The 25,337-nt window shown below is 48.9% G+C and carries 26 protein-coding genes; 13 read left to right on the forward strand and 13 right to left on the reverse strand.

Translation table 11 applies throughout. The features are described 5' to 3' along the window. Window positions 1-50: 50 nt before the first annotated feature. The gene (locus P6574_RS16260) at window positions 51-755 is read right to left on the reverse strand and encodes a helix-turn-helix transcriptional regulator (protein ID WP_310621305.1); all 705 of its coding nucleotides are present in this window, start codon (window positions 753-755) and stop codon (window positions 51-53) included. A 74-nt stretch (window positions 756-829) separates the two neighbouring features. On the opposite strand from P6574_RS16260, the gene P6574_RS16265 reads away from it, so the two are divergent. Further along, the gene (locus tag P6574_RS16265; RefSeq protein ID WP_310621306.1) at window positions 830-1,198 is read left to right on the forward strand and encodes a VOC family protein; all 369 of its coding nucleotides are present in this window, start codon (window positions 830-832) and stop codon (window positions 1,196-1,198) included. Window positions 1,199-1,287: 89 nt separating this feature from the next. Here P6574_RS16265 and P6574_RS16270 read toward each other — a convergent pair whose 3' ends face one another. After that, window positions 1,288-1,854, reverse strand: coding sequence for an MAPEG family protein (locus tag P6574_RS16270; protein WP_310621307.1), 567 nt, complete (start codon window positions 1,852-1,854; stop codon window positions 1,288-1,290). A 310-nt stretch (window positions 1,855-2,164) separates the two neighbouring features. On the opposite strand from P6574_RS16270, the gene P6574_RS16275 reads away from it, so the two are divergent. The 4 genes from P6574_RS16275 to P6574_RS16290 all read left to right on the forward strand — a co-directional run bounded on the left by P6574_RS16275 (window position 2,165) and on the right by P6574_RS16290 (window position 5,662). Then, a complete protein-coding gene (locus tag P6574_RS16275; RefSeq protein ID WP_310621308.1) occupies window positions 2,165-2,560 on the forward strand; it encodes a carboxymuconolactone decarboxylase family protein in 396 nt (131 codons plus the stop codon). 97 nt (window positions 2,561-2,657) lie between these two features. After that, window positions 2,658-3,104, forward strand: coding sequence for a GNAT family N-acetyltransferase (locus tag P6574_RS16280; protein ID WP_310621309.1), 447 nt, complete (start codon window positions 2,658-2,660; stop codon window positions 3,102-3,104). Between the two features lie 263 nt (window positions 3,105-3,367). Beyond that, window positions 3,368-4,345, forward strand: a complete 978-nt coding sequence (locus P6574_RS16285) for a nucleoside recognition domain-containing protein (RefSeq protein WP_310621310.1) — start codon at window positions 3,368-3,370, stop codon at window positions 4,343-4,345. A 162-nt stretch (window positions 4,346-4,507) separates the two neighbouring features. Next, window positions 4,508-5,662, forward strand: a complete 1,155-nt coding sequence (locus tag P6574_RS16290) for an NAD(P)/FAD-dependent oxidoreductase (RefSeq protein WP_310621311.1) — start codon at window positions 4,508-4,510, stop codon at window positions 5,660-5,662. Between the two features lie 81 nt (window positions 5,663-5,743). On the opposite strand, the gene P6574_RS16295 is transcribed toward P6574_RS16290, so the two are convergent. After that, on the reverse strand, window positions 5,744-7,369 hold the full coding sequence (locus P6574_RS16295; RefSeq protein WP_310621312.1) for a GMC family oxidoreductase: 1,626 nt from the start codon (window positions 7,367-7,369) through the stop codon (window positions 5,744-5,746). A 301-nt stretch (window positions 7,370-7,670) separates the two neighbouring features. Beyond that, window positions 7,671-8,414 carry a glycosyltransferase gene (locus tag P6574_RS16300; RefSeq protein WP_310621313.1) on the reverse strand — a complete coding sequence of 248 codons (744 nt, stop codon included), beginning with the start codon at window positions 8,412-8,414 and terminating at the stop codon, window positions 7,671-7,673. Window positions 8,415-8,568: 154 nt separating this feature from the next. Here P6574_RS16300 and P6574_RS16305 point away from each other — a divergent pair, with 154 nt between their 5' ends. From P6574_RS16305 to P6574_RS16325, 5 genes are read left to right on the forward strand one after another with little or no spacing between them, the layout of a single operon-like run. Then, complete coding sequence (locus P6574_RS16305) at window positions 8,569-9,351, forward strand: glycosyltransferase family 2 protein (protein WP_310621314.1); 783 nt, start codon at window positions 8,569-8,571, stop codon at window positions 9,349-9,351. A gap of 11 nt (window positions 9,352-9,362) precedes the next feature. Beyond that, window positions 9,363-10,484, forward strand: coding sequence for a capsular polysaccharide export protein, LipB/KpsS family (locus P6574_RS16310; protein ID WP_310621315.1), 1,122 nt, complete (start codon window positions 9,363-9,365; stop codon window positions 10,482-10,484). Window positions 10,485-10,515: 31 nt separating this feature from the next. Continuing rightward, window positions 10,516-11,442, forward strand: coding sequence for a glycosyltransferase family 8 protein (locus P6574_RS16315; protein ID WP_310621316.1), 927 nt, complete (start codon window positions 10,516-10,518; stop codon window positions 11,440-11,442). 28 nt (window positions 11,443-11,470) lie between these two features. Beyond that, a complete protein-coding gene (locus P6574_RS16320; protein ID WP_310621317.1) occupies window positions 11,471-12,421 on the forward strand; it encodes an ATP-grasp fold amidoligase family protein in 951 nt (316 codons plus the stop codon). Window positions 12,422-12,458: 37 nt separating this feature from the next. Then, window positions 12,459-13,703: a glycosyltransferase gene (locus tag P6574_RS16325; protein WP_310622181.1), complete on the forward strand. Its 1,245-nt coding sequence runs from the start codon at window positions 12,459-12,461 to the stop codon at window positions 13,701-13,703. A gap of 272 nt (window positions 13,704-13,975) precedes the next feature. Here the strand turns inward: P6574_RS16325 and P6574_RS16330 are convergent, their stop codons facing one another. From P6574_RS16330 to P6574_RS16370, 9 genes are all read right to left on the reverse strand, one after another. Then, window positions 13,976-14,467, reverse strand: a complete 492-nt coding sequence (locus P6574_RS16330; RefSeq protein WP_310621318.1) for a GNAT family N-acetyltransferase — start codon at window positions 14,465-14,467, stop codon at window positions 13,976-13,978. Between the two features lie 17 nt (window positions 14,468-14,484). Beyond that, window positions 14,485-15,159 carry a 5,6-dimethylbenzimidazole synthase gene (gene bluB, locus P6574_RS16335; protein ID WP_310621319.1) on the reverse strand — a complete coding sequence of 225 codons (675 nt, stop codon included), beginning with the start codon at window positions 15,157-15,159 and terminating at the stop codon, window positions 14,485-14,487. Then, window positions 15,156-15,689: an adenine phosphoribosyltransferase gene (locus P6574_RS16340; protein ID WP_405048156.1), complete on the reverse strand. Its 534-nt coding sequence runs from the start codon at window positions 15,687-15,689 to the stop codon at window positions 15,156-15,158. Before P6574_RS16340 ends, bluB begins: the two co-directional genes overlap by 4 nt. Before the next feature lie 127 nt (window positions 15,690-15,816). After that, window positions 15,817-16,695, reverse strand: coding sequence for an S-methyl-5'-thioadenosine phosphorylase (locus P6574_RS16345; protein ID WP_310621321.1), 879 nt, complete (start codon window positions 16,693-16,695; stop codon window positions 15,817-15,819). A gap of 124 nt (window positions 16,696-16,819) precedes the next feature. After that, on the reverse strand, window positions 16,820-17,665 hold the full coding sequence (locus tag P6574_RS16350) for a cytochrome c1 (RefSeq protein ID WP_310621322.1): 846 nt from the start codon (window positions 17,663-17,665) through the stop codon (window positions 16,820-16,822). Between the two features lie 17 nt (window positions 17,666-17,682). Continuing rightward, on the reverse strand, window positions 17,683-18,945 hold the full coding sequence (locus tag P6574_RS16355; protein WP_310621323.1) for a cytochrome b: 1,263 nt from the start codon (window positions 18,943-18,945) through the stop codon (window positions 17,683-17,685). A gap of 23 nt (window positions 18,946-18,968) precedes the next feature. Then, a complete protein-coding gene (gene petA / locus P6574_RS16360; RefSeq protein WP_310621324.1) occupies window positions 18,969-19,529 on the reverse strand; it encodes a ubiquinol-cytochrome c reductase iron-sulfur subunit in 561 nt (186 codons plus the stop codon). A gap of 336 nt (window positions 19,530-19,865) precedes the next feature. After that, a complete protein-coding gene (locus tag P6574_RS16365; protein ID WP_310621325.1) occupies window positions 19,866-21,713 on the reverse strand; it encodes an ABC transporter ATP-binding protein in 1,848 nt (615 codons plus the stop codon). Window positions 21,714-21,761: 48 nt separating this feature from the next. Beyond that, complete coding sequence (locus P6574_RS16370; protein WP_310621326.1) at window positions 21,762-22,151, reverse strand: hypothetical protein; 390 nt, start codon at window positions 22,149-22,151, stop codon at window positions 21,762-21,764. Between the two features lie 479 nt (window positions 22,152-22,630). Between P6574_RS16370 and P6574_RS16375 the strand changes: the two genes are divergently transcribed. From P6574_RS16375 to P6574_RS16385, 3 genes are all read left to right on the forward strand, one after another. After that, entirely contained in the window at window positions 22,631-23,086 is a 456-nt protein-coding gene (locus P6574_RS16375) for a tRNA (cytidine(34)-2'-O)-methyltransferase (RefSeq protein ID WP_310621327.1), read from the forward strand. Window positions 23,087-23,160: 74 nt separating this feature from the next. After that, entirely contained in the window at window positions 23,161-24,072 is a 912-nt protein-coding gene (gene hemF, locus P6574_RS16380; protein WP_310621328.1) for an oxygen-dependent coproporphyrinogen oxidase, read from the forward strand. A gap of 212 nt (window positions 24,073-24,284) precedes the next feature. After that, window positions 24,285-25,205, forward strand: coding sequence for a hypothetical protein (locus P6574_RS16385; RefSeq protein WP_310621329.1), 921 nt, complete (start codon window positions 24,285-24,287; stop codon window positions 25,203-25,205). Window positions 25,206-25,337 lie beyond the last annotated feature (132 nt).

Consider the following 25,337-nt stretch of genomic DNA (forward strand, 5'->3'; position numbering starts at 1 on the left):
CAGAGCCTGCCTCTCGCCCCCACTCTTTCTTTACCCCTCCTATCGATAGATCAGGTTTGACGCCTGCGGGGAGCCTGCTCTTTTTGTATCTGGCGCCACTGTTTCAGCAACGCACTGCGCCTTTTTGGATAGCGCTGCGCCTGCTCCTGCATTTTCACGATGCGGTCACTGCGAAAGTGCCGAAAGTCCTCCCGCTGTTCACAGTAGGCCACCAAGACTCTGACTTCCTGAAAATATCCTAGAGCCAATGGCCAAATGGTTCTCTCGGAGCTGTTTCCCGCTTCATCCATGTAGGAAATCTTGAGCCGCCGCTCATTGCGGATCGCGCTCCTTAAGTCTTCAAGGTTTATCTGCTCATCATCTTGAGCGGTTCTCGGGCCCACCAGAAGAGCCGAGTTTTCCAACTCCTCTTGCAAGTCTTTGGGTAGTACCGCCGCAATTTTGGCTTTGGCACCAAGAGCGGCTTTGGTCACAGGATCATCAGCGACTTTGGCAACCCAGCGAAAACCCAGCATCAAGGCCTCCAGCTCTTCTTGAGAGAACATCAAAGGCGGCAACATAAAGCCGGGGCGCAACACATATCCCACGCCTGCCTCTCCCACAATATCGGCCCCCTGCGCCTGAAGGGAGGCAATATCTCGGTAAAGTGTGCGGATGCTGATGCCAAGCTCTTCAGCCAAGTGCGCCCCGCTCACCGGATAGCGGTGCACTCGCAGGATTTGTAACAGGCAAAGCAATCGTTCTGGACGGGTCATGGCTCCATACTGCCAGTTTTTGACAGTGCTATCCAATAGAAAGACAGGGCAATCCAACAAAAGGAGCGTAATCTATGGCATTGCCAAACTTATTTATTCTTTATGTGAAAAATACTGAAACCAGCCGCAGGTTCTATGAAAACCTTCTGGAACGCCCACCCCAAGCCGCATTTCCAAACTATGTGGCCTTTGACCTACAAAACTCCATGATATTGGGGCTCTGGTCTACACAGGCCGAGAATTTTGTATCAGGCGGAGAGGGACATAAGGGGGAAGTCGCTTTCATGGTGCAAGATGAAACTGCCGTCAACGCCGCATATGCGCGCTGGAGCGAGCTTGGAGTGACAATAGAGCAAGAGCCACACTGCGCCGTATTTGGCCCAACCTTTGTGGGAGTTGACCCGGATGGGCACCGGCTGCGCGTGTGCACACCCGACACATGACCAAGGCTACTTGATAAAAGAGAACGCGAAGGGGTTCTCCACTTCGCGTTCCACTTCTTATGCAGATGAGAAAATTTAAAAAGGCTCACTCAAACAACAAGTGCAAGAGCGAGGTAGCTGGCCAGACCATAAAGAGACAACAGGCTGATACTCATTGACAGTCCGCGCGCACTGTCATTGCCGCTAAGATATGAAAATGTGTGCCCTAAACGGCCAACAGCAAACCCGATTATCCAAATTTGCGCGGCAACCACAACTGGCGACACCATGCCCATAAGCAGTGCCAGAAAGACAAAGTAAACAGTGTTTTCCGTTGCATTGCGATGAGCGTTATGCTGCCGTTCCAGCTCATCTTTCCCCTCGTCAAGCACATCTTCGCGCCTGAAATCACTTGCCTGCCACTCTTCCGGTGTTGCCTTGATGTTGTGCCTTAAACGGACCAGCTCGGTGCTCGTCATCAACCAGCTATGATTTGCAAGCAGCAGCACAGCACTCATCACAAGCACCGCCACAACGGGAGGTACGGGGATGGAAACCACAGCTCTCTCCACCCCAAATACAAACCAGTTGAGCCCCGCAGCGGTGAAGAGCAATGCAAATGGGTAGGCCAAAATAACAATGGAAATCTTTTGTTTGCGCCTGTCATCACCCGTCATAAATGCCCCTCCCCCTATAGAGCAAACAGGGAGCTGCAAATTTCCCTAGAATAGGTATCAATTGAATGACTCGCAGTTATCAAGCAGCCCACCTAAATCTCACACTACGAAAGAAACCTAAATTTCTTAACCACTTAGATTTCTGGGGCAGATACACTGGCACGCCAAGCCATGTCGTCTTGGACCATAAATTACTTGATGGAACCAGTAGATAACTTAAACTGTCATATGCGTGATTATATTCGCTGTCTTTCGGTTCACACACAGTACCGCGTCTTCTGCGTCGCAAGCTAAACTCAGGGAGAAGCCAATGACTAATGATGGAAACAGCCCAGAGAATCTGCATGAAAAAGGCCAGCGCGTTCTTGACCGCGTCAACAAGAAGGCGTCAAAGACCATGAATGAAATTTGCTCCGACCTTGCGCCGGAGCTTCAGGAGATCATTATAGAATCCCTTTTTGGAAAGCTTTACAGCCGCGAAGACGAGCTGGGTTTGAGGGAACGGGTCATCGCCACCATCGCCGCCCTGACAATTCTTGGGTATGCTGAACCGCAACTTAGAGTACACATCCAATCCGGCTTGAATGTTGGCTTGAGCAAGCAGGAAATCATCGAGATCATCATGCAAATGTCGGGCTATGGAGGATTTCCGGCTGCACTAAACGGCATCAGCATAGCAAAAGAAGTTTTCGCTGAAAATCCATAGAAAGATCATCCATAATCTTTCTCTCAAGTGTATCACTGAGCCCAGTGCACGGGCACTGCCGAACACCTCTTATTTTAACCCTATTTAATAGTATAGAATGACGCTAAATTTTAATCCTGAAGACATAACCATTTCCGCTTACGAGCCCGCTGACCTTTTTGAGGTAAGTGAGCTTTATATGCAGGTCGCCCGCAAAACATTTCCTCACGACCCGAGCGACCCTGTTCACTCAGGCAGTTTTATTCAGATCACCCGTGGGGAAGATGTCTGGATCATGAAACACAAAGGGAAAATTATCGGCTTTATAGGCTATCAAGTTCCCAATCGCTTCCTTCATTCCCTCTATCTGGACTACACCTACCACGGCGCTGGTCTGGGGCGGAAAATGATTGAGTTTCTTATCGGCACCTATGGATCAGGTCACACGCTGAAGGTTGTTAAAACAAACCGAGACGCGTTAAAGTTCTACAGGCATCTGGGGTACACTGACATTACAAGCCCACTAGACGCCCAACAAAACTGGCTTCTTATGAGTTCGCCGTAAAACCAGCTATTTAGATAGATCCAACCACCTGCAATATTTGAGATTTTCGGTGAGACAGTCTTTCACAAAAAGATGTAGTTGAACTCGGCACTCTCCTCGCGCTCACCGCTCAATTACCTCAACAGTCTTACCCGATATTTTAAAATGACAACACCAAGGGTTTTGTATATACGCATTTGGGTAGTTTCCCTGCCTTAAGTGGTTGGACCCCATAACCCCATAGCTGCCCTCGCGCTGTTCGGCGCGAAATCGGGATCACTCACATGAACGATATTGTTGCTTCAGCCAAAAAGCTGTTTCTTGACTCTCTTTCGCTGTTCTGGACCCTGCTGAAAATTATGGTGCCTGTGATGGTGCTTGTGCGTGCCGGACAGGAAATTGGACTGATTGATTATTTGGCTAAGGGTCTTGGCCCTGTGATGGGTATTTTTGGTCTGCCTGCCGAGGCCGCATTGGTTCTTGCTACCGGGCTTTTGGTTGGCAACTACGGGGCCGTGGCCATTCTGGTAACGCTGTTGCCGGGCAGTGAATTCAGTGTGGCTGATGTGACCGTACTGCTGTCGATAATCCTGATTGCCCATAACATGCCAATTGAGCAGAGCGTGGCGAGAAAGGCGGGGCTTTCTGCCCTCTACTCGACCGGATTCAGGCTGATTGTGGGACTGTCCTACGGATTGGCGCTACACCTGTTTTACTCGGCAACCAACATGCTCCAGTATCCTGTTGACCTTTCGTGGCTGCCATTCACTCCGAAACTGGAAGAAACTTGGGTAGAATGGACGCTTTCCAGCACCTCTTTCCTCTTTAGTCTGTTCTGGATCATCCTTGGTCTCATCATTCTTCTCAGGGCATTTGAGGCTTTGAAGATCACCGATTTCCTGAGCTGGCTTCTCTCCCCTCTCCTGCGTTTGATGGGTATCAGTAAACAGGCCACACCAATTACCATGATCGGCGTTCTGCTGGGCATTGCTTATGGCGGCGGGCTTATTATCCGTGAGGCGCAAAAGGGCAAGCTTTCGCCAAAAGAGGTCGTTCTTTCCATGAGCTTTATGTGCATCTGCCACGGGTTGATTGAAGATCCACTTATCATGGTGACCTTTGGCGCGCACTGGACAGCGGCATTCATAGGGCGCTTTGTTTTCTGTGTTGTTGTGATGATTATCATCTGCCGCGTTGTGCAGAAGCTACCGGAAAGCACATTCAACCGAACATTCTACCGCGCTCCACAGCTGGCAACCTGACAAATGGGGGCTCTACGGCGCTCTTTTGGTTATACAATGGTGCAAGACCATAGGAATATCCTAAAGTTTAGCGGGATAAGTGCCAATGGTCTGTGCTAGAGTGCCCTCAGAGCTTTCCCTTGGGAAGCAATCAGAACCATTTATTTATTGAGCTGAATACATATGCCTCATTTTGTCATTATAGGTTGCGGACAGGCTGGCTCCTCGCTTGCAGCAAAGTTGCGATCCTGCGGGTTTACTGGAAGAATTACGATGGTGGGAGAGGAAGCAATGCTTCCCTATCAGCGCCCACCTCTTTCCAAAAAGTATCTGCTCGGACAGATGGATGCAGAGCAACTTTTGCTGCGCCCGCAAGCTTTTTATGAAGAAAATGAGATTACGCTCCTCACAAACGCCAAGGCCACCCAGATTGACCGCAGCGGACAAACCGTTCGCGTAGGAGGCGAAAACATCGCCTATAACAAACTGGCCCTGACAACAGGAAGCCGTGCGGTTCGCCTACCAGCGGCACAAGGTGGTGAGCTTGAAAACGTCTACACCGTGCGCACCCTTGCCGACATTGACCGCATGAATCACCAGTTTGTTGAAGGGCGCCGCCTTCTAGTGGTCGGCGGGGGCTATATTGGCCTTGAAGCGGCAGCCGTTGCCGCGGCCCGGGGCTTGAAGGTCACCCTTATTGAAAAGTCCGAGCGGATCTTACAGCGCGTGGCCGCCAAACAGACCTCCGATTTCTTCCGTCAGCTTCATCAAGGGCACGGTGTGAAAATTCTGGAGGGAGTGGGCGTTGAAACGCTGGAAGGAGATGAGAAAGTTCAATCCGCAATTCTGGAAGACGGCAGCACTTTGGAAGTTGATTTCGCGATTATCGGCATTGGCATTCGACCGGAAGTAACGCTGGCGGATGAAGCAGGATTACAGATTGAAAACGGAATATGGACCGATGAAAACGGACGGACGTCCGACCCCACAATCTGGGCTGCCGGAGATTGCGCCTCCTTCGAATATCGCGGCGAACGCATTCGCCTTGAAAGCGTTCCCCATGCCGTTGAACATGCCGAATGTGTTGCCCAAAATATGCTGGGAGCCAATAAAACCTATGTGGCACGCCCCTGGTTCTGGTCCGACCAGTATAACATCAAGCTACAAATCGCCGGCCTTAATCATGGTTACGACAGTGTCGTCACCCAACTAGGCAAGCGGGAAGGGTCCCAGTCTTTCTGGTATTACCGTAAAAACGAACTTCTTGCGGTGGATGCAATCAATGATCCAAAGGCCTACATGACAGGCCGGAAACTGATAGAATCTGCTGACGGATAGTGTAGTTTCCTATCACGTACAACGGGCTCCAGATGGAGCCTTTTTATTTGTGCTGCGGTGCTTGGCTGTTCTCCTTCATATTCAGGTTCCCTCCAAAATCATGGCACTTGCTTTCTCAGCTATCATCACGGTTGGGGCATGGGTATTTCCTGAAGTTAAAGTGGGCATGATAGAGGCGTCCGCGATGCGGAGGCCAGCAAGCCCGTGCACTTTCAAGGTATCATCCACGACGGCCATATCATCATTACCCATTTTAGCGGTTCCCACCGGATGAAAGATTGTTGTGCCAACATCACCTGCAGCTTGTATCAGCTCCTCATCTGTTTCAAAGGCAAGCCCCGGCATGATCTCACGGGGATTGTACTTTGCCATGGTATTCGTTGCCATTAACTTTCGCGCGTGGCGGATGGCCGTAATAGCCACCTCCTGATCTTCTTTTGCCGAGAGGTAGTTGGGTTGAATTTTCGGCTTATCGCGAAGGCTTGGGGATGTAACCAAGACACTTCCTCGGCTTTGGGGACGCAAATTACATACCGACACTGTAATGGCTGGGAATTTATGCAAAGGTGCCCCAAAATGGTCCAGTGAAAGCGGCTGCACATGATATTCCAAGTTGGGTGTGGCGTAATACTCGTGGGAGCGGGTAAAGATTCCAAACTGGCTTGGCGCCATGGATAAAGGACCGGAACGACGCAAGGCATACTCTAAACCAATGCGTAACTTGCCCCAAAGGCTGGCATTGAGCTCATTGAGCGTCTGCGCCCCTTCCACCTTAAAAATGGTGCGCAATTGCAAGTGGTCCTGTAAATTTTTCCCAACACCTTCCAAAGCATGGTTGATCTCGATCCCGTGGCTTTTAAGAGTGCTTACGGGCCCAATACCGGAGACTTGCAGGATTTGCGGAGTCCCGATAGAGCCCGTAGACAAGATAACCTCCTGTCCTGCGGTTACTTCATGCAGTTTCTGGTGATGGGAAAACGTGAGGCCGCGCACCCGGCGACCGTCGAGCAGAAGCCTCTCAACCTGTGCCCCCGTCATAATCGTCAGGTTTCGGCGATTTTTGATCGGTTTGAGATACCCCCGCGCTGCACTCCACCGGAGCCCGTGCTTCTGGTTTACCTCGAAATATCCAGCGCCCTCGTTGTCGCCATCGTTGAAGTCGTCCCTGCGAGGAATTCCAACCTCTTCAGCAGCATCTTGAACAGCCTCTAAGATATCCCAGTGAAGGCGTTGCTTCTCAACCCGAACTTCCCCTCCCTGCCCATGAAAGGCACCACTGCGAAAGGCATGATCCTCAGATTTTATATAGAAGGGCAGAACATCATCCCAGCCCCAACCCCGATTTCCAAGTTGGTGCCACAGGTCATAATCGGCTGCTTGTCCGCGCATATAGATCATGCCATTGATGGAAGAGCAGCCCCCCAGCACTTTACCACGAGGATAAATCAGCTTTCGCCCGTTCAGGCCTTTCTCTTTTTCCGTTTCAAAGCACCAGTCTGTTCTTGGATTGCCGATACAGTACAGATAGCCAATGGGAATATGTATCCAGTGATAATGATCGCTGCCCCCTGCCTCCAGCAGGAGCACTTTGTTTCTTGGATTTTCACTCAAACGATTGGCAAGAACACACCCGGCAGAGCCTGCCCCGACGATGACATAGTCAAATGTTCCGAAAGGTAAAGCCCGCGAGCCATAACCAATTGACATGAAACCTCCCCGCTATTCGCAAAAGCCTACCCATTCCTGTATGAGACAGTCATTGGCACACCACCGACACGGAGAGATTCTCCCAAATCCGCAAAGCAAAAGCACCTTTACTTACCCAGAAAGGTACGGTTGCTTTCACCAAGCTCCGAGCTGGTAAGCATCGCTTTTGCCACTCAAAAGCGCAAGGATTCCTTTAAAAATATTTCATGGGCCTGCTCTGGCGATTATCCCTAGCCAAGCATACCCCAACGAGCTGGGAGAAAACGCTCCGCAGCTCAAGGAACTCTCGGGTGAATTTTCCTTAGATGTCCTGTCCCATTTTGCGTTGCAAACGTCGCCAGCGCTTCATAAAGGAACGTTTCATACGCTCGGGAAAAGTGCTGGCTCTTTTGGGTTGGAACGGGTCGTGAACATGCTGTCCGCCGCCGATGTGGTGGCAGGAACCGGGATCAAGAAAAGCAACCATCCAGCCGTCGCGTTTCATAACAATGCTGATGCGTTCTTCCGTATCATATTGGGCATAGGGGCCATATTGCTCCCATAGGCTTTTACGAGTCATGCCAGGGTTAAAGGAAAAGCTGAGCCATTCCGGGTGAATATCCAGCGGCATCAAAGCATAGCGAACTCCGTCAATTTCCTTGCGGATGCAGTTGTCCTGAAAGCGTTTTTGTAGATCGGAAATTTTGCGAACACAAACCACACTTACCTTCGGCTCCGCTTCCATCACCTTCAAACAGCTTTCAACTGTGCTGCCTTTTTCAAAAAGCCAGTCATCTTCACCATGAAAGATAAGGGGAGCTTCAACCTTGGAGTACATCTTATCGATGGACTTCATCTGCCCCAGCTGAGCTTCATTTAAAATGGTTTCAACCTTGGGGTAGGTCTGGCTCAACCAGTCGCGAATCTCGACTGTGTTGGCATCATCAATCACCAGCATTTGGGAAAAATGCGAAGCATGATCAGGCAGGAAACTGTCTAGAGTGGGCGCCAAAAGGTCCAGCCGTCCGCAGCTGGTGATGCACATTGCAATGTCTTGATCTGCCAATGTTCTGTCGCCTTCCTTATTCCTGCCTTTAACACCCGTTAGAGGGCAAAAACTGAATGTATTTGTTCCACGGGCAAAACACCCTAAGAGATTGCACCCGTACCAACTCGGGGTATATACAAGACTCACCTAGCAAGAAAAAGAGCTGATTAATATGACAGGGATTCCTGCACCGATTTCTGTGCTTTTAAGAACATATAATGAGGCGGACCGTCTGGGCCGTACCCTTGAAAGCATAGTGGGCCTTGGCAGCGAGATTATCGTCATAGATTCCGGTTCCACCGACAACACAGTTGAGATTGCAGAAAGCTACGGCGCAAGGGTTATCTATAACCCTTGGGAAGGGTTTGGTCCGCAGCGCAGTTTTGGCGAAAAACAATGCGCTAACAACTGGGTTTTCTATATTGATGCCGATGAGGTGGTCTCCCCTGCCCTGAAAAAGGAAATCCTTGAGCTTTTTAACGAAGGGGAACCCCCTTTCAAATGCTATAATGTACTCAACACCATGGTTTTGCCCGGTGACAAAAAACCACGACCCCTTGCGGATTATAGAAAAGTCCCGCGTTTTTACGACTTGCGCCATGCCCGTATTCAGCTTCAACCCTCCTATGACCGTATGGAACTGGACAAGGGCTATGAAATGGGAACTTTGAACGGGCGTCAGCACCACTTCTCTTTTAGAGATTGGGGCCACACTCTGGCGAAAATGAACTATACGTCGGAGCTGGCAGCAAACACTCAGAAAGAAAAACCTGTGTGGCTACTCTATCTACGTCTGGTGACCGAATACCCTCTTGAAATGCTTAAGTACCTTTTTGTACGCCGCTTTATTTTTGGGGGCTGGAAAGGCTTTGCCTTTGCCTCTACCCAGTCTTTTTCCCGCTTCATCCGTATTTTGAAGATGATTGAACATCATCAAAGTGAGAAGACGAGATAAGCGGCAACGTTATGCTTAAAAAACTTCGCGTCTATATAGATATCATTTCGCTTTTCGTTTCACTCTTGCTAGCTCGCCTGTGCAAAGCGATAGGGCGTCAATCAGCCATTGCCTTGTCTGTCTCGAAAAACGAAAAAGATATTTTGTATGCGGAGCATCCAGAAGGCATAGCTATTTTTGGTGGGAGAATTCACAAAGTTAAAAAGAAGGTTGTTCGCCTCCCCTCTTTTGCCGCAGATCTGTTATCAAAAGTACTTTTAAAAGCGAACCGCGCGGGAATCCCGGTCTATATTAAAGGCTATGCCGACCGCAGCTGGGGGCTGAGCCTGTCTTCCCTACCCCAATTATACCGCATCGAGACAAGTATATGGGGTAAGAGCGCACAAGATAAAAACGCCAATTCCTTTAGCTATATTCTGGATAACAATGGGATCTATTTTGATGGACGGCTTGCAACCGATCTTGAACGAAAGCTCAACACTGTTCAGTCAGGCTTTTGGCGAGAAGACGCCGCCCTCTCCCAGTTTATTGACAGTTTGCAAAACTCCAGCTTTCAAAAGTACCCGCAATTTGCTGGCGCAGTTACCTTTACACCACCTCAAGAGGCAGTACTCGTTGCCGGACAGGTGAGCGGCGACGCTTCCACCATAGAGACCACAGCGGCAGCACAAACCAACTTTGAACTCGCTCAGATTGCACGGCGCACCTTCCCTGAGCGACCTATCTATTTCAAAGCCCATCCCTTTGAAAAGAACGAGGAAGAAACACGAAGGATTATCGAGCAACTGGATATGGTTCTGGTGGACCCTTCGCTATCATTCACCCAACTTTGCTCGGTATTTAAAACAGTTATGGTCAATACATCCGGCGGCGGGTTAGAAGCTGCCTTGCTGGGGTGCCAAGTTTATACGGTGGGTGTTTCATTCTATAGTCATTGGGGGTTTACGAGCGACATTGCAGCTCCTGTTTCACGTAGAACCAACAGGCTTTCACCAGAAGACGTGTATGCCTGCTTTGTGCAGCAATATGCACGCTATGCCTTAAGGCAGGGAAGCGGTACCGCGCCACAAGCAATAGATTTTGAAGGATTCTTAACGAAGAACCCGCCCACTACGGCTGCTAACCCTTCTTAATATTACAGTTTTTACGTTCATGAGTAAGTTTATGCCTATTAATATTGTCTTTGCAGCGGATCAGAACTATCTGAAGTATACGGCTGTTACGCTTAATTCTCTTCTACAAAATTACGAAGGTAATGCCGCCCTAAATATCTATATTCTTGCCGATCGCGAACCTGCACTTGAAACGCTGCAGGCCTTTGAATGCATGCAAAGTGTGTTTCCGTTCAAAATAGAATTCATAGTGGCCAATGCTGGCCCTTACAAAGATATCAAAACAACCAGTGGCATTTCTGAAGCAACCTACTATCGTCTAAATATGCATAACCTCCTGCCGTCCTGCTGCAAAAAAGTTCTTTATCTGGACAGTGATCTTCTTGTCTTGGACTGTATCTCAAAACTCTATGATACCCCCATGGACGACCTTCTCTTCAAGGGCGCACAAGACACAATCAGCAAACGCTACGCCAAGAAGTTTGGCATTCCCTCAAAAGCCAGAAACGTAAATGCGGGCGTTCTACTCATCGACCTCGTTAAAATGAGGGAAATCGACTTTGACGCCACCTGCCACAAATACATTGAGAAGAACGCCAAGAAGATCTTCTTGGGTGATCAGCAAATTCTCAATAGCTGTTTCTACAAGTGCATTGGCTATATCCCATATGAGTGGAATGTTCACGGATCTGTATTTGAAGATGGGTGGATTGAGCAAAATGCCGGAAAACTAAATAGCTTCACTGCAAAAGAGCTGACACAAGCAACTCAAACTCCCTCTATTCTACATTACTCCTACCGTATTAAACCGTGGGACGGTGCAGCTCACGCAAAAGCGGAAAGATGGTTTGAATATGTGAAAGGCTCAGGCTTTGAAAAGGCTTTGCCCCAATTTGAAGATGTGCCATTAGTGGAGCTCTCCAAACCACGAAAGAAACAATCTGCGTTAAAGAAGTTTATGAGATGGGCTAGGAAGTAGCCTTATCACTTCGGATCTGGACACGAATATGTTGAAAAAAATCAAGAAATACCAAACAGCAACGATTAGTAAAGATGAGTTATTTCGAGTAGTATCTCAGCATTTTTTTGACAAATTTGGACACTACCCGAATTTAGAATTCCCCGAAAGCTATAATGAAAAAATTCAATGGCTTAAGATACATGATCAACGCCCCGAGCACGTTGTATTTTGTGACAAACTACTTTCGCGGCAATATGTGGCCCGCCGGGTTGGAAGTGATGTACTATTAGATATCTATAAAGTGGCAGATGATCCTCGCCTCATATTCGAAGCGGATTTACCAGAAAGGTTTTTCCTTAAAGCCAATCATGATAGCGGCTCCACATTTCTTGTAACACCCGAAACTGACCGCAAAAAACTAAGTAAGCAGTTACGCAAACGTCTTGCTAAGGTTTATGGCACTGAAAAGTCTGAGTACGGGTATCAGCATATTCAACCCCTTGTCTATGCAGAAGAACTCATGAACGGCCCTATCGTTGATTATAAGTTCCATTGTAGCAATGGTAAGGTCAAATGGGTTCAGGTGATCAGTGATCGACAGTCAGGTTTACCAAAAGAAGTCAACTTCAATGCGCTTGGCGCCCCAATCGAACTTCATTTAGATCACGAGATGGGCAGAGGGAATCCAGATACAGTATTACCGCCGAACTGGAATCAACTGATAGAAATTGCGGAGAAACTTAGCTTGGAGTTTAAGTATGCTCGAGTAGACCTATACAATATTGATAATATTCCCAAATTTGGTGAACTAACCTTCTGGCCCAAAGCAGGTTACTATAGAACAAAAGACAACTTAACTTTTGGGAAAATGCTAGATTTCGACACCTCTACCAAGGTAGAAAGTAACTTGTATTCTGTAGATCGCTGTTCTATTAAAGCCACCAACTCAATACGCCGTAAGCTATCGGCGCATGCTGCTAACTTATTCAAGAGATAAAATGAAAATAGCGTTTTACATGAGGCGCCTTGTCAATATGACTGGTGGCGCTGAACGTGCAGTACTTTCAATTTCCAGTACACTTGAGGACCGGGGGCATGAGGTGTCACTATACACTTATGACCCATTAATAGGGGAGCCATTTTACCCCTATTCAAAAAACTTGAAAATCATCAATCTGCATCCTTGCCCAAAACTTCCTGAAGCGACAGCACAACAAAGTCCTGTAAAAAAGAAAAGAAAGAAAAAGTCACGGACGAATTATTGGAAAATTTTTACACGAAAAATCCAATTAAAGTTTCCTCTTATTCTGCACTCATACTGGAAACATAAAAATAAATCAGAGGTTGAACCTCTGGCTGACGTTCTAAATAAATCGAAGCCAGATGTGATTATTAACTTTTTGCACGGTTCCGGGGCCGTTGTGGCTACCGCATCTAAGCGAGCTAACATTCCAAGTATATTGGCTCTAAGGTCAGACCCGGTTTTGGACTACAATCTCAAAGCAACAGCTGACTATAAGCGCACAAAAGAAATTTACGAACTGCAATGTCTTTCCAGCTTTGCTGGTATTACTGTCCTTATGCCTTTTTTCAAGGACAACCTCCCTGAAACAGTCTTACACAAAACTGTTTTGATCCCCAATTTTATTGCCCATGAACGGTTTGATAAAGTTCGCGATATACCTCTCTTATCTCGCCCAAAGAACATCCTGTTTATCGGCCGCCTCGTCGAAGGAAAACGTCCAGCCTTACTCGTCGATGCTTTCAGCAAGGTTTGCGATAAGTTTCCAGAGTGGACTGTCACTCTCATTGGTGAAGGTGTCCTTAAGTCTGAACTCGCGGCTCTGATAGCAGAAAGAGGGTTGGAGGACAGAGTTAAACTAGCCGGAACCACCAAGGATGTTGCAGGCGTTTGCAAAGACGCTCAGATATTCTGTCTCCCTTCCACATTTGAAGGCTTCAGTAATGCTATCGGAGAGGCAATGTCTTCTGGCCTGCCATGCATTTCGATGAGTGACTGCCAGTCCCTTGCCTTCATGACAGAAGGTGGCACGGGTATAACAGTGTCTCCAAGTAATAGCGAAAGCTTGGCAAAAGAACTTGCCACACTTATGAGCGATGATGATCTTCGCGTGAGACTTGGTAAAAAGTCTTTGCAAAAAATACTTCCTTATAATCGCGAGGGTATGATTTCGCAGTGGGAAGCATTTTTGCAAGCAGCAATAGATGGTCAAGTATCACAGTTCAATATCAAAGAACCCAAAAAGAACGCAGCATAGCCTTGTGAGCTGATCTCGGTTTGTTTGGATGGATAAAGAACGAGGATTGGAAGTGGATACGCTCCTGAACACCGCTTTGTCTCACGGTGCGAGTATAATTTGGCCTAAAACCGGTGTTCACTTTACGAAAATACGCTTTTAAAGCGGTTGCCCCATAAGGAAATACTTTGAAAAGCATCTCCTGATGGGGGCAAATCCAGAAACCTAAGGCATATCCGCTCAATAACATTATTGGGAATAAAAGCTCTGACCTAATCAAACCTTGGCCGAGCTTATTCCCCTTCCCTCAAATCGCGGGAAAAGATTACTTCGTCATGCAAAGGAATGCCGTAGAGGCCGGAAAGTGGGATTTCGGGTTTGAGTTTTCGTTCTTCGTCAATGACATCAGGAACCACCTTTTCCAAACGAAAGCGGCGGCGTTGGTAGAAGCGGAAGGCATCTAGATTGTCGTTGGAAGTGCGCACCAGAAGGCGGGGAATTTGATATTCCAATGCCTCTTTCACGACTGCATCCAACAGGGAAGTGCCAATACCACCCCACCGATGTAACGAGTCCAGTGTCAATATTTCCCATTCCCGTTCCCGTTTAATAACCGTCACCGCACCAGCCAACTCTCCCTTGTCCATAGCAAGGAAACCGGGCAGGCGCGATGCATCAATGAGATCGCCATCAATGAGGATTTGCGGACTGGTCCAACGGCGCACAAGAAGATCAGACAGCAGCTGGTGGTCTTCATTGGTGGTTGGTCTGACGATAACTCCCATATTATCTCCCCCTCATTTTATAGGTCTTCTGAAAATTTATTTTTGTACACACGGGTTTGCCACGGTGTGCGACTTTGCCAACCGCGTGTCTGTAATTCAGGAACAGATCTTTCTTCCTGCGGGTATCCCATGCAAAGGTAGGCCACAAAGGACCAGTGATCTGGCGCCTTCAGCACGTCCTTCAGCTCCTCCGGCTCCAAAATAGAGACCCAGCCCAGACCAACGCCTTCTGCGCGCGCGCCCAACCATAGTGTATTGATCGCAGATACCACTGAATACCGCAGTGTTTCCGGCATGGTTTGCCGCCCAAGACCTCTGCCCTGCTCGGGATCTTCATCACAAAATACGGCAAGGTGTACAGGTGCATCTTGCATACCCGACAACTTCAATTGCGCATAAAGAGCGGCTCTTTGCCCATTATAGCCTTTGAGAGCCTGCTCATTGGCACCTTGGAAGTTATCATAGGCCGCACCGCGCAACTCAGGATCTTCAATTAAAATAAATCGCCACGGCTGGCTGTTTCCAACGGAAGGCGACAGATCGGTTAAGGCTAACAAGCGCTCCAGAACCCCTTCCCGCAACGCATCGGTTTTGAAGTGGCGCACATCCCGGCGCCATTCCAGCAGCTCGTGAAATTCCTTTAGGAAGCCCTCAGAAAACTCTGGAGCTTCTCTATTCGCTTTATCGTTCAATGGCCTTCAAACTCCACAAGTGTACGAACAGGAACACCAAGCGCTTCCAGACGGCTGCGTCCATCCAGTTCAGGCAGGTCCACAATAAAACAGGCTGCCACGATCTGGGCCCCGGCACTGCGCAACAGTTTGACTGCAGCTTCTGCTGTCCCCCCAGTTGCAAGCAAGTCATCTACCAATATAATCTTATCACCCGAGTTGATAGCATCAACATGGATTTCGATGGTATCCTTTCCATACTCTAGGTCATAATCCATTTCCAAGGTCTTGAAGGGAAGCTTACCTTTCTTGCGAACGGGTAAAAAGCCGGTAGAAAGCTGGTGAGCAACCGCACCGCCGAGAATAAATCCACGCGCTTCTATTCCTGCAATCTGATCGACCTTGGAACCCGCCCATGGCTGAACAAGAGCATCCACTGCCCGGCGGAAGCTTCGCGCATCGCCAAGCAAGGTCGTGATATCACGAAATAGAATGCCTTCCTTCGGGTAGTCTGGAATTGTACGGATCGAGTTTTTTAACTCATCGGAGATTGAATTATCAGACACGTTTCTACCTTGAACTTACGGAACTGAAGGAACCTACTATTGCATGAGAGCAATTGACTAGACCATGCGTCTTAAAGGTGCAATAGCACGTCAAAGCCCTTTGTGGCAGTGCTTAGCTCTGTACATCAAGAACACGGCCAGCCACTGCATCCAGTTTCGCAACAAGCTCTTTGTCCCAGTTTTCACGCGCAGTCATGATGGCATATTCCAAGGCGCAGTCTGATCCGATCGGGCAAGGGACATATTCGCGGGGAAATTTCTGTACCAGACTAGCTACCAGTTTCTGGGCATTTTCCACATTGTCATGCAGCACTTTGATGATTGTCTGCACATCCACGTTTCCGTGGTCAGAGTGCCAGCTGTCGTAATCTGTCACCATAGCAATGCTGCAGTAGTTTATTTCCGCTTCACGGGCGAGCTTGGCCTCGGGCATGTTTGTCATGCCGATAACGTCGCACCCCCACTGCCGATAAAGGTGACTTTCCGCCTTGCTTGAAAACTGAGGGCCTTCCATTGCCAAATATGTTCCGCCTCTGTGATAGTCCAGATTTTCCTCCACGCAACACGCACCAACTATCTCCAGCAGTTTTGGCGAGACGGGGTCCGCCAAAGATACATGAGCCACACAACCTTCCCCAAAGAAGCTTTTTTCCCTCGAATATGTACGGTCGATAAACTGATCCACCAAGACAAAATGTCCCGGTGTATATTCCTCTTTCAAGGAACCAACAGCTGAGATGGAGACAAGGTCCGTCACACCAGCCCGTTTGAGCACGTCAATATTTGCTCTGTAATTGATATGGGAGGGAGAGAGCAGGTGACCTCGGCCATGACGCGGCAGGAACACAACCTTAAGCCCATCAACTTCACCGATCAGAAGATCATCGGAGGCCTTGCCCCAAGGGCTTTCAATTCTTTCCCAACGACCATTTTTGAAAAACGGCAGATTATAAAGGCCCGACCCTCCAACAATACCAAGAACCGATTTCATGCCATAATCTCCCAGTGTCATGCGGTTTAACTGCTGGATCTACAATGCATAATAATAGACAAATGACAAAGAAAAAGGCCGCCGAAATTTCGGCGACCTTTAAGATTGCAAAATAAGCTGATGCTTAGTGTTCTACATCGCGCCAGATCTTGCGCTTGGTGAAGTACAACAGCGAAGCGAACAGGATCAGGAACAGCATGACACCAAGGCCAAGGCTCTTACGCTGATCCAGTTTAGGCTCAGCAGTCCACATCAAGAACGCGGAGATATCACGCGCGTACTGGTCAACAGTCATTGGCGTACCATCTTCATATTCGACAAGCTCGTCGGACAGAGGCGGAGCCATGGAGATGAAGTGACCGGACATGTAGTTCGGGTTATAGTATTGACCCTCAGGAACTTCCTCACCGTGCGGTGCTTCATCCTTATAGCCAGTCAAGAGACCATAGAGATAGTCTGGACCGTTTTCAGCGTAAACCGTAAAGATGTCGAACACGAACAGCGGGAAACCGCGTGTCACGGCACGTGCCTTGGCCATCAAAGACAAATCAGGCGGATAGGCACCACCATTGGAAGCGCGTGCAGCCTGCTCATTGGCAAATGGTGCCGGGAAGTGGTCGAAAGGTTTACCCTCACGCTCAAACATATCCCCTTCAGGATCTGGACCGTCTTCAACCATGTATTCAGCTGCCAGTGCCTTAACTTCATCCTCGGAGAAGCCAGGGCCACCTGCCTGTGAAAGGTTGCGGAACGACACGTAGTTCAGGCTGTGACAGGAAGAACAAACTTCCTGATACACTTGGAAACCACGCTGAAGCTGCGATTTGTCGTACTGACCGAAGATGCCGCCAAACGACCAGGACTGACGCTCTACATGAGGGCCATCACCAGCCGCCAAGGCCGGTGCTGCAACTGCAAGACCTGCAACAACTGCAAGAGCACGGGTGCTTTGTGCGATGAATTTTTTCATTGTACGTCTCCCCTACCCTATGCCGTAGAACCGTGACCGGTTTTACCCAGCACAGCGTCGTTGATGGAATTCGGCAGGGCTTTTGGCTTCTCGATGAAGCCGAGCGCTGGCAGAATGATCAGGAAGTGTGCGAAGTACAAACCAGAGAACAACTGAGCCAGGCCCACGTATGGCTGCTCTGCAGGCATAGCACCAAGCCAGCCCAACATTACACAGGTGAAGCCGAACAGATAGAAAGACAATCTGTAAAGCGGACGGAATGTTGCTGAGCGGATCTTGGATGTATCCAGCCAAGGCAGAATGAACAGCATGGCAATCGCGCCGAACATGGCAATCACACCGCCAAGCTTGGATGGGATTGGACCGATATCAAAAGTAACAGCACGCAGAATTGCGTAGAACGGCAGGAAGTACCATTCAGGCACAATGTGCGCAGGCGTCACCATTGGGTTTGCCTCGATATAGTTATCGGGGTGCCCCATGTAGTTCGGCATGTAGAACAGGAAGTAAGCGAAGAAGATCATGAAGACCACAATCGCCAGCAAATCCTTCATTGTGTAATAAGGATGGAATGGAACTGTGTCTTTTTCCGTCTTCGGCTCGATACCTGCCGGGTTGTTGTTTCCAACTGTATGGAAAGCCCAGATGTGAAGAATGATCACACCCACCAGCACAAATGGCAGCAAGTAATGCAAGGAGAAGAAACGGTTCAAAGTTGGGTTACCAACAGAGAAGCCACCCCACAGCCATGTTGTAATGCTCTCACCTACAAGCGGAATGGCCGAGAACAGGTTTGTGATAACCGTTGCGCCCCACAAGGACATCTGTCCCCAAGGAAGAACATAGCCCATGAACGCGGTTGCCATCATCAGAAGGAAGATGATTACGCCCAAAATCCATGCGATTTCACGGGGCTCTTTATATGAACCGTAGTAAAGACCGCGGAAAATATGGATGTATACGGCAATAAAGAACATGGATGCGCCGTTCGCATGCATGTACCTGATCAACCATCCAAAATTCACATCACGCATGATGTGCTCAACTGACGCAAACGCCAGTGCTTCGTTCGGTGCGTAGTGCATCACAAGCGCAATACCCGTGATCAGCTGAACAACCAGAACGAAAAATGCAATACCACCGAAAGTCCACCAGTAATTCAGGTTTTTCGGGGTAGGGAAATCTACAAAGCTGCCGCGAATAAGTGAAATAACCGGCAAACGGCGCTCAAGCCACTTTGCAGGTGCACTTTCGGGCACATATTGAGTATGACCAGCCATTGCTGCCTCCAGAACTCTAACCGTTAACCGATGCGAATTGTTTCATCGTCAAGGAAGGAAAACGGCGGAATAAGCATGTTCTCAGGAGCAGGCCCCTTACGAATGCGCCCAGCTGTGTCATAGTGAGACCCATGACATGGGCAGAACCAGCCACCAAAATCACCGGCTTCACCCAGTGGCACACAGCCAAGGTGTGTACAGACGCCAACCATGACGAGCCAGGCTTCTTTGCCGTCCGCAGAGCGGTTCACGTCAGTTGCCTCGGCATTGTCAGCAATGTTGGAGTTACGTGCGTTGATGTCTGGAAGTGACTCAACTGCAACTTCATTTGCTTCGGCAATTTCTTTTTCAGTCCGCTGACGGATGAAAACCGGTTTACCGCGCCAAGTCACAGTAACTGATTGCCCAACTTCAATAGCAGAAACGTCAACTTCAATAGAAGCGAGTGCCAGCGCCGAAGCATCCGGATTCATTTGATGGATAAAAGGCCATACCGCAGCTGCTGCGCCCACTGCACCAACTGCGCCCGTTGCGATATATAAAAAATCGCGGCGTGTTGGTTCGGCCGTGTCCGTGTGTTCCAAGGTCGCGTCCTCTCGAAACAGATTACTACCCCACCTCTGCAACACACCATTAACTGTAAACGGTAATGGTAAGTCCTGCAAAGTATGATTTAAGATTATAGTACGCAGAATGCGCACCCATTATGTCGCAGGTTATCTGCCACCATTAGCCGCAGTTGTCTAGAACCCAGAGGCCGAAGTGGACTTATTGTCGCATGTAACTTGGGAATTACCGAAAATTGGGGGTATTGACACAACTCAAAAGAGTTTTTTTTCGCGGTTAACCCGACGTCTCTCTCTTAATCTGAGTAAATGCCTCGCCTTTTATAGAAAAGGCGAGACACCTGTGGTTGATTCTTACTGGGCGGCGTCAACTGTGTCCTGCGACAAAAAACCACCGGATTGTCGTGCCCAAAGACTCGCATACACGCCATTTTGCTGTAGCAGTTCCCTGTGGCTGCCCATTTCTACAATCTGGCCCTGATCCATAACGACCAGCCGGTCCATGGCGGCAATTGTGGAAAGGCGATGGGCAATGGCGATGACGGTTTTACCTCCCATGAGCTCGCTAAGGCTCTCTTGAATGGCCGCCTCTACTTCTGAATCCAATGCGGAAGTTGCCTCGTCAAGCACAAGAATTGGTGCATCTTTCAAAAGCACGCGTGCAATGGCAATGCGTTGGCGTTGCCCGCCTGATAGCTTCACCCCACGTTCCCCAACCATGGACTCCAAGCCATGCCTGCCGTCTTGATCTTCCAAGGCTTCAATAAAGTCGAATGCATGGGCTCTTCGAGCTGCTTCAAGCACCTGCTCACGCGTGGCCCCTTCCGAACCATAAAGGATGTTATCCTCAATACTGCGATGAAGAAGCGACGTGTCTTGGGAAACAAGTCCGATCTTGGCCCGAAGGCTCTCCTGCGTGACCATGGAAATATCCTGACCATCAATCAGGATTTTGCCACCTTCAAGGTCATAGAAGCGAAGCAGTAGGTTCATCAAGGTTGATTTACCAGCGCCAGAGCGGCCAACAATGCCGATCTTCTCTCCACTTTTGACGTGAAGGACCAGATTTTCCAGCACACCGCTTTCCTTACCGTAGTGAAAGCGGACATTCTGGAAATCAATAGAGGCCTTGCTCACCTCCAATTCAGTCGCATTGGGGCTGTCTATCACCTCTGTTTCCTTGGAAAGCATTTTCAAGCCATCCTGCACAGTGCCGATATTCTCGAAAAGGCCGGAAACTTCCCACATGATCCAGTGCGCCATCCCCTGCAAGCGGAATACAAGTGCAACGGCGATAGCGATATCACCGGTTGTCACCAGTGAGCGCTGCCAGAGCAAAAGGGAGGTAAGCCCCACACCAAACAGAAGGAGCTTGTTGATCACCGTCAGCCAGATATTGAGCTCCGTCACCCGCCGCATCTGCTTGTAAACAGGATCCATGAAACCAAGCATGGACTTTTTGGCGTAGTTCTCCTCTCTCTCAGCATGGGAGAAAAGTTTTATGGTGGTGACGTTGGTATATGCATCGACGACCTTACCAGTCATGTCCGAGCGCTTGTCCGCCTGAACCCTCGAAATTTCTCGCAATCTGGGAACATAATAATACAGCACACATACATAAGCGGCAAACCACAACACCATAGGAATTGCCAGTTTCCAGTCCGCCGATGCCATTACAATGAGTGCGGCAATAAAGTACACGGAGACATAGACAAAGATATCAACTATCCGTGTCACAACCTCTCGCACGCTTATGGACGTTTGCATCAATTTGGTTGCTATACGCCCGGCAAACTCATTTTGGAAAAAGTTCATGGATTGGCGTAAAAGGTAACGGTGAGAACGCCACCGAACCAGCATGGGGAAGTTCCCCACAACCCCTTGATGGAAAACGACTTCCCAAGCAATGCTTACCGCCGGAAAAATCCCAAGAACAACAACGAGCATCCAAAGCAGATACTTCCAGTTATCCGCAAAAAATGTTTCAGGATTTTCGGTGGATAGCCAGTTAACCAGATCACCCAGGAAGGTGAAGAGGTAAATTTCCAAAATCGCAATGGCAGCTCCCAGCGCTACAATTGCTGCCAAAAGAGGTGCGAAGGGCTTGGAGTAATACCAAAGAAACGCCCAGAACGTCTTTGGGGGAGCCGTGACAGCATCCCTATGAAAAGGATCGACGAGCTTTTCAAAATAAGAAAACATATCAATGACCTATGAAAGGTGAGCAGCTTAGCCACTCACCATTGGTTATCAGCGAAAGCGGATATCGGTTTTTCGGTTAACCGGTTCCTCTTCCTGCGGGTTTGAAAAAATGCACCAGATCAAGGAAGCCAAACCAAAGCCAACTGCCATCGCACCGATGAACGTATACCATAGACTTTCACGAAAGGACGAACCGGAGATAGTTTGTGTTCTTGTATACACTTCTTCGATGGAAGCCAGCGATGACACGAATGCCCAACCAAACCCTGCGACTGTTATCATTGCAACAATGGCTAGGTATGTTACGGCGCGGACTACGAATTCGCGGAAGGTTTCTTTTTCTTGCTCTTTGATCTGCGGCTCACGGTTCTTAACTGTAAACGCACGTGACCACACGCGTGATGCCATTGGCGCCATCAACACTTCGAAGGACGACATGGGGAACTCCCAGAAATATAAGTCAGAGGGTAGCTCAGACGTGCCTTGCCAAACGAGGCACAGAGTCTGCCCAGATATAAAGGTGATTTAGAGTTTGAATTTTGCGGCTAGAAACCGAAGACAGCTAGATAAAGCTAAACTGTCGGTCCGGTCTGGCACCAACGGAAGCCATTGCGAAGTACAACGGATGTGTAAACTACATCAGAATTTTTCATAGAATGCTCCCTCTGTTTAATGCCTATAACCATGCCAGAAGTGAAGAACTCCCGACGCTTAGTGTTGCAGTGGCTGCATTGCAACGAGACCCGTTATAGGTAGTTCACCATAAGGTGACTAGCCCCAAAAAACCGCATAATCCAATAGTGGTTGCACTGTGCTTTTTATGCAACACAAATTTGCGGTAACTCTGGAAACTCTGTTCTCTCAGGCTGTGCAGAAATGTGCTATGAGACCTCAAAACAGATATATTTTAGGAAACCATGCCTGACATCGCTCTCTACCAACCCGATATTCCACAGAACACGGGAACCATCTTACGCCTCGCAGCCTGCATGGATGTAAGCGTGCATTTAATTGAACCTGCCGGCTTTCCCTTGTCCGACCATAGTTTAAAGCGTGCTGGCATGGACTATGTGGAGCGTGCCAAGCTGGTTCGCCATGAAAGTTGGGAGGTTTTTCAGTCTTGGCAGCAAAAGGAAGAGCGCCGTCTACTGCTTCTCTCCACCAAAGCCGCCCATGTTTACACCGAGTTTGAGTATAGCAAGAGCGATATTCTGCTGATGGGGCGCGAAAGTTCCGGCGTACCACAAGAAGTGCACGACTACGCGGATCACCGCCTTATCATCCCCATGAAGAACGGCATGCGCTCCCTCAACATTGCAGTTTCTACAGGTATGGTTTTAGGGGAAGCCCTTCGTCAGACGGGTTCCTTTTAAGGCAGATACCTCTTGAGGAAGTCCGTTAAACTCCCTAGAACCATCACAAAGATCAACGCGGGAAAGTAGATAGAATGAGCGAGCGCGGCGGCCCTGTTCCTGAGGGCATTGAAGAGAAAAAACAGATTGCCACGGACTGGTTTGCCAAACTTCGGGACCGGATTTGCGCAAGTTTTGAGGCTCTGGAAGACGAGCTTGGAGACGCCAACGGTCCTTTATCGGCTCTGCCTGCAGGTCGTTTTGAGCGCACGCCGTGGGAGCGTACCGACCACTCCGGCGAAAAAGGCGGCGGCGGTGTCATGTCCATGATGAAGGGCCGCGTCTTTGAGAAAGTGGGCGTACATGTTTCCGCAGTTCACGGCGAATTCTCCCCCGAGTTTCGCGGACAAATTCCCGGTGCCAATGAAGACCCGCGCTTCTGGGCCTCCGGTATCTCGCTCATCGCCCACCCGCAAAACCCCCATGTACCCGCTGTACACATGAACACCCGCATGGTGGTGACAACCCGTCAGTGGTTCGGTGGCGGGGCTGACCTCACCCCCGTACTGGATGCACGGCGCACTCAAGAAGACCCCGACACTGTCGCATTCCACGCCGCCATGAAAGACGCTTGCGCCTCCCATGATGCAGCCGATTACGACCACTACAAAAACTGGTGCGATGAGTACTTCTTCCTGAAGCACCGCAATGAATCACGGGGCACAGGCGGTATATTTTATGATTATCACAACTCCGGCAGCTGGGAAGATGATCTGGCCTTCACCAAGGATGTTGGGCTGGCGTTCGACAAAATTTATCCCGACTTGGTGCGCAAAAACTTCTTGAAGCCTTGGTCCGAAGCACAGCGGGAAGAACAGCTTATCCGCCGTGGCAGGTATGTGGAATACAACCTGCTCTATGATCGCGGCACAATATTCGGCTTGAAGACCGGCGGCAACGTTGCCTCGATCCTCTCCTCCATGCCTCCCGTTGTAAAGTGGCCTTAAGACTACATTTCAAAGAGTTATAGATGGGGTTCAATGGGGCCCCGTCCTCACATTAAGATTGTATTTTTAACGAAAACAACCTTTCGCGATTTCCCAAAGACGGCTATCATTTCTGAATTAAACAAAAAACACTTCACTGAGTTATCTCGGTGCGCTGTGCTTGAAGCTGTATCTACTGCAAACAAAGCCTCTCTTGCTCTTACACGGTTAAAATGAAAACAGCATTCTTCGGGAAATATAGACACCTTATTCCACTCACCTTACTGTGCCTAGCACTTCCGTCTGGCTTGGTGCAGGCGCAAACGCCAGCGCAACACAAAAAAATTCTGGAATCCGTTGATTTAAGTGATCGCGATTCAAAGCTCGGTCTCCGGATTATTTGGGATCAAAACAAACTCATCCCCAATTGTCGGGAAAACTACGCAGAAACAATACCGGGGCGCATCTGTAACAGGCGCACGTTTCAATATATTGATGGCCCTTCCAAAGTTCCACGCAATGATAAGAAGTATAGGACAGACATCAGTTTTCTTCCGAATACTCTGGCAAATCTCTTGGGGTCATCAACACGGATCAGTAACATCTTTACTCTTCATAAGCGGTGTACCGAAACGGAAATACAGGCGTTAGCAAAGTGGTCAAAAGCTGACGCACAGTTGCAACGAGAGGATGTTCTAACAGTATCGTACCTCTCACCAAACGATCCGTGGTCATTTTGTCTTCATCAAGATAGACGTTCTTGGGATACGGACCTTCGCAATGGCATCGAGCCTGTTCTAGCCAGCCAAGAATTTTGGATCTGGCGCGGCGGTGAAGTTATAGGTACCGTAGAGTGTTCTATTGCTCACCGTTCTCCGGGGGGCGGGAGGAATAAAAAATCGAAGATTTTCCCTCAATGCAACATCCAACTAAACTTCGGCAAAGGCGACTACCAGATGCGGATAGGCTCATTTCCCGCAGCCAACATTCACGTCATGTTATCACGGTTAGGGCCAATGACGCGTGACTTCTGGGGGCGTTTTGAAAAAATCATAGCGCAGCATGAGTTTGATAAAGAACTCTACTATCCACCGGTCCACTTTAGCGAACGCACGCTGGATATTATCAAGCAGATAGAGGAACAGGTTCGATAATCACTCCGCTTTACTTCTCACAATCATAAAGCACAGGCGATAGCTTATGCTCTGGATACCGGATCGGCGCTTCGCTTGTCCGGTATGACTCTGGGGTTATCAGGCGCCATCTCACACTCCTCCATCACCCCG

The sequence above is a fragment of the Pseudovibrio sp. M1P-2-3 genome (assembly GCF_031501865.1).
GTDB classification, from domain to species: Bacteria; Pseudomonadota; Alphaproteobacteria; order Rhizobiales; family Stappiaceae; genus Pseudovibrio; species Pseudovibrio corallicola.

Bases quoted from the DNA above. Each gene is read 5' to 3' on its own strand.
- P6574_RS16260 (WP_310621305.1), bottom strand. From the start codon at position 755: ATGACCCGTCCAGAACGATTGCTTTGCCTGTTACAAATCCTGCGAGTG.
- P6574_RS16265 (WP_310621306.1), top strand. From the start codon at position 830: ATGGCATTGCCAAACTTATTTATTCTTTATGTGAAAAATACTGAAACC.
- P6574_RS16270 (WP_310621307.1), bottom strand. From the start codon at position 1,854: ATGACGGGTGATGACAGGCGCAAACAAAAGATTTCCATTGTTATTTTG.
- P6574_RS16275 (WP_310621308.1), top strand. From the start codon at position 2,165: ATGACTAATGATGGAAACAGCCCAGAGAATCTGCATGAAAAAGGCCAG.
- P6574_RS16280 (WP_310621309.1), top strand. From the start codon at position 2,658: ATGACGCTAAATTTTAATCCTGAAGACATAACCATTTCCGCTTACGAG.
- P6574_RS16285 (WP_310621310.1), top strand. From the start codon at position 3,368: ATGAACGATATTGTTGCTTCAGCCAAAAAGCTGTTTCTTGACTCTCTT.
- P6574_RS16290 (WP_310621311.1), top strand. From the start codon at position 4,508: ATGCCTCATTTTGTCATTATAGGTTGCGGACAGGCTGGCTCCTCGCTT.
- P6574_RS16295 (WP_310621312.1), bottom strand. From the start codon at position 7,369: ATGTCAATTGGTTATGGCTCGCGGGCTTTACCTTTCGGAACATTTGAC.
- P6574_RS16305 (WP_310621314.1), top strand. From the start codon at position 8,569: ATGACAGGGATTCCTGCACCGATTTCTGTGCTTTTAAGAACATATAAT.
- P6574_RS16310 (WP_310621315.1), top strand. From the start codon at position 9,363: ATGCTTAAAAAACTTCGCGTCTATATAGATATCATTTCGCTTTTCGTT.
- P6574_RS16315 (WP_310621316.1), top strand. From the start codon at position 10,516: ATGCCTATTAATATTGTCTTTGCAGCGGATCAGAACTATCTGAAGTAT.
- P6574_RS16320 (WP_310621317.1), top strand. From the start codon at position 11,471: ATGTTGAAAAAAATCAAGAAATACCAAACAGCAACGATTAGTAAAGAT.
- P6574_RS16325 (WP_310622181.1), top strand. From the start codon at position 12,459: ATGACTGGTGGCGCTGAACGTGCAGTACTTTCAATTTCCAGTACACTT.
- P6574_RS16330 (WP_310621318.1), bottom strand. From the start codon at position 14,467: ATGGGAGTTATCGTCAGACCAACCACCAATGAAGACCACCAGCTGCTG.
- P6574_RS16345 (WP_310621321.1), bottom strand. From the start codon at position 16,695: ATGAAATCGGTTCTTGGTATTGTTGGAGGGTCGGGCCTTTATAATCTG.
- P6574_RS16350 (WP_310621322.1), bottom strand. From the start codon at position 17,665: ATGAAAAAATTCATCGCACAAAGCACCCGTGCTCTTGCAGTTGTTGCA.
- P6574_RS16355 (WP_310621323.1), bottom strand. From the start codon at position 18,945: ATGGCTGGTCATACTCAATATGTGCCCGAAAGTGCACCTGCAAAGTGG.
- P6574_RS16365 (WP_310621325.1), bottom strand. From the start codon at position 21,713: ATGTTTTCTTATTTTGAAAAGCTCGTCGATCCTTTTCATAGGGATGCT.
- P6574_RS16370 (WP_310621326.1), bottom strand. From the start codon at position 22,151: ATGTCGTCCTTCGAAGTGTTGATGGCGCCAATGGCATCACGCGTGTGG.
- P6574_RS16375 (WP_310621327.1), top strand. From the start codon at position 22,631: ATGCCTGACATCGCTCTCTACCAACCCGATATTCCACAGAACACGGGA.
- hemF (WP_310621328.1), top strand. From the start codon at position 23,161: ATGAGCGAGCGCGGCGGCCCTGTTCCTGAGGGCATTGAAGAGAAAAAA.
- P6574_RS16385 (WP_310621329.1), top strand. From the start codon at position 24,285: ATGAAAACAGCATTCTTCGGGAAATATAGACACCTTATTCCACTCACC.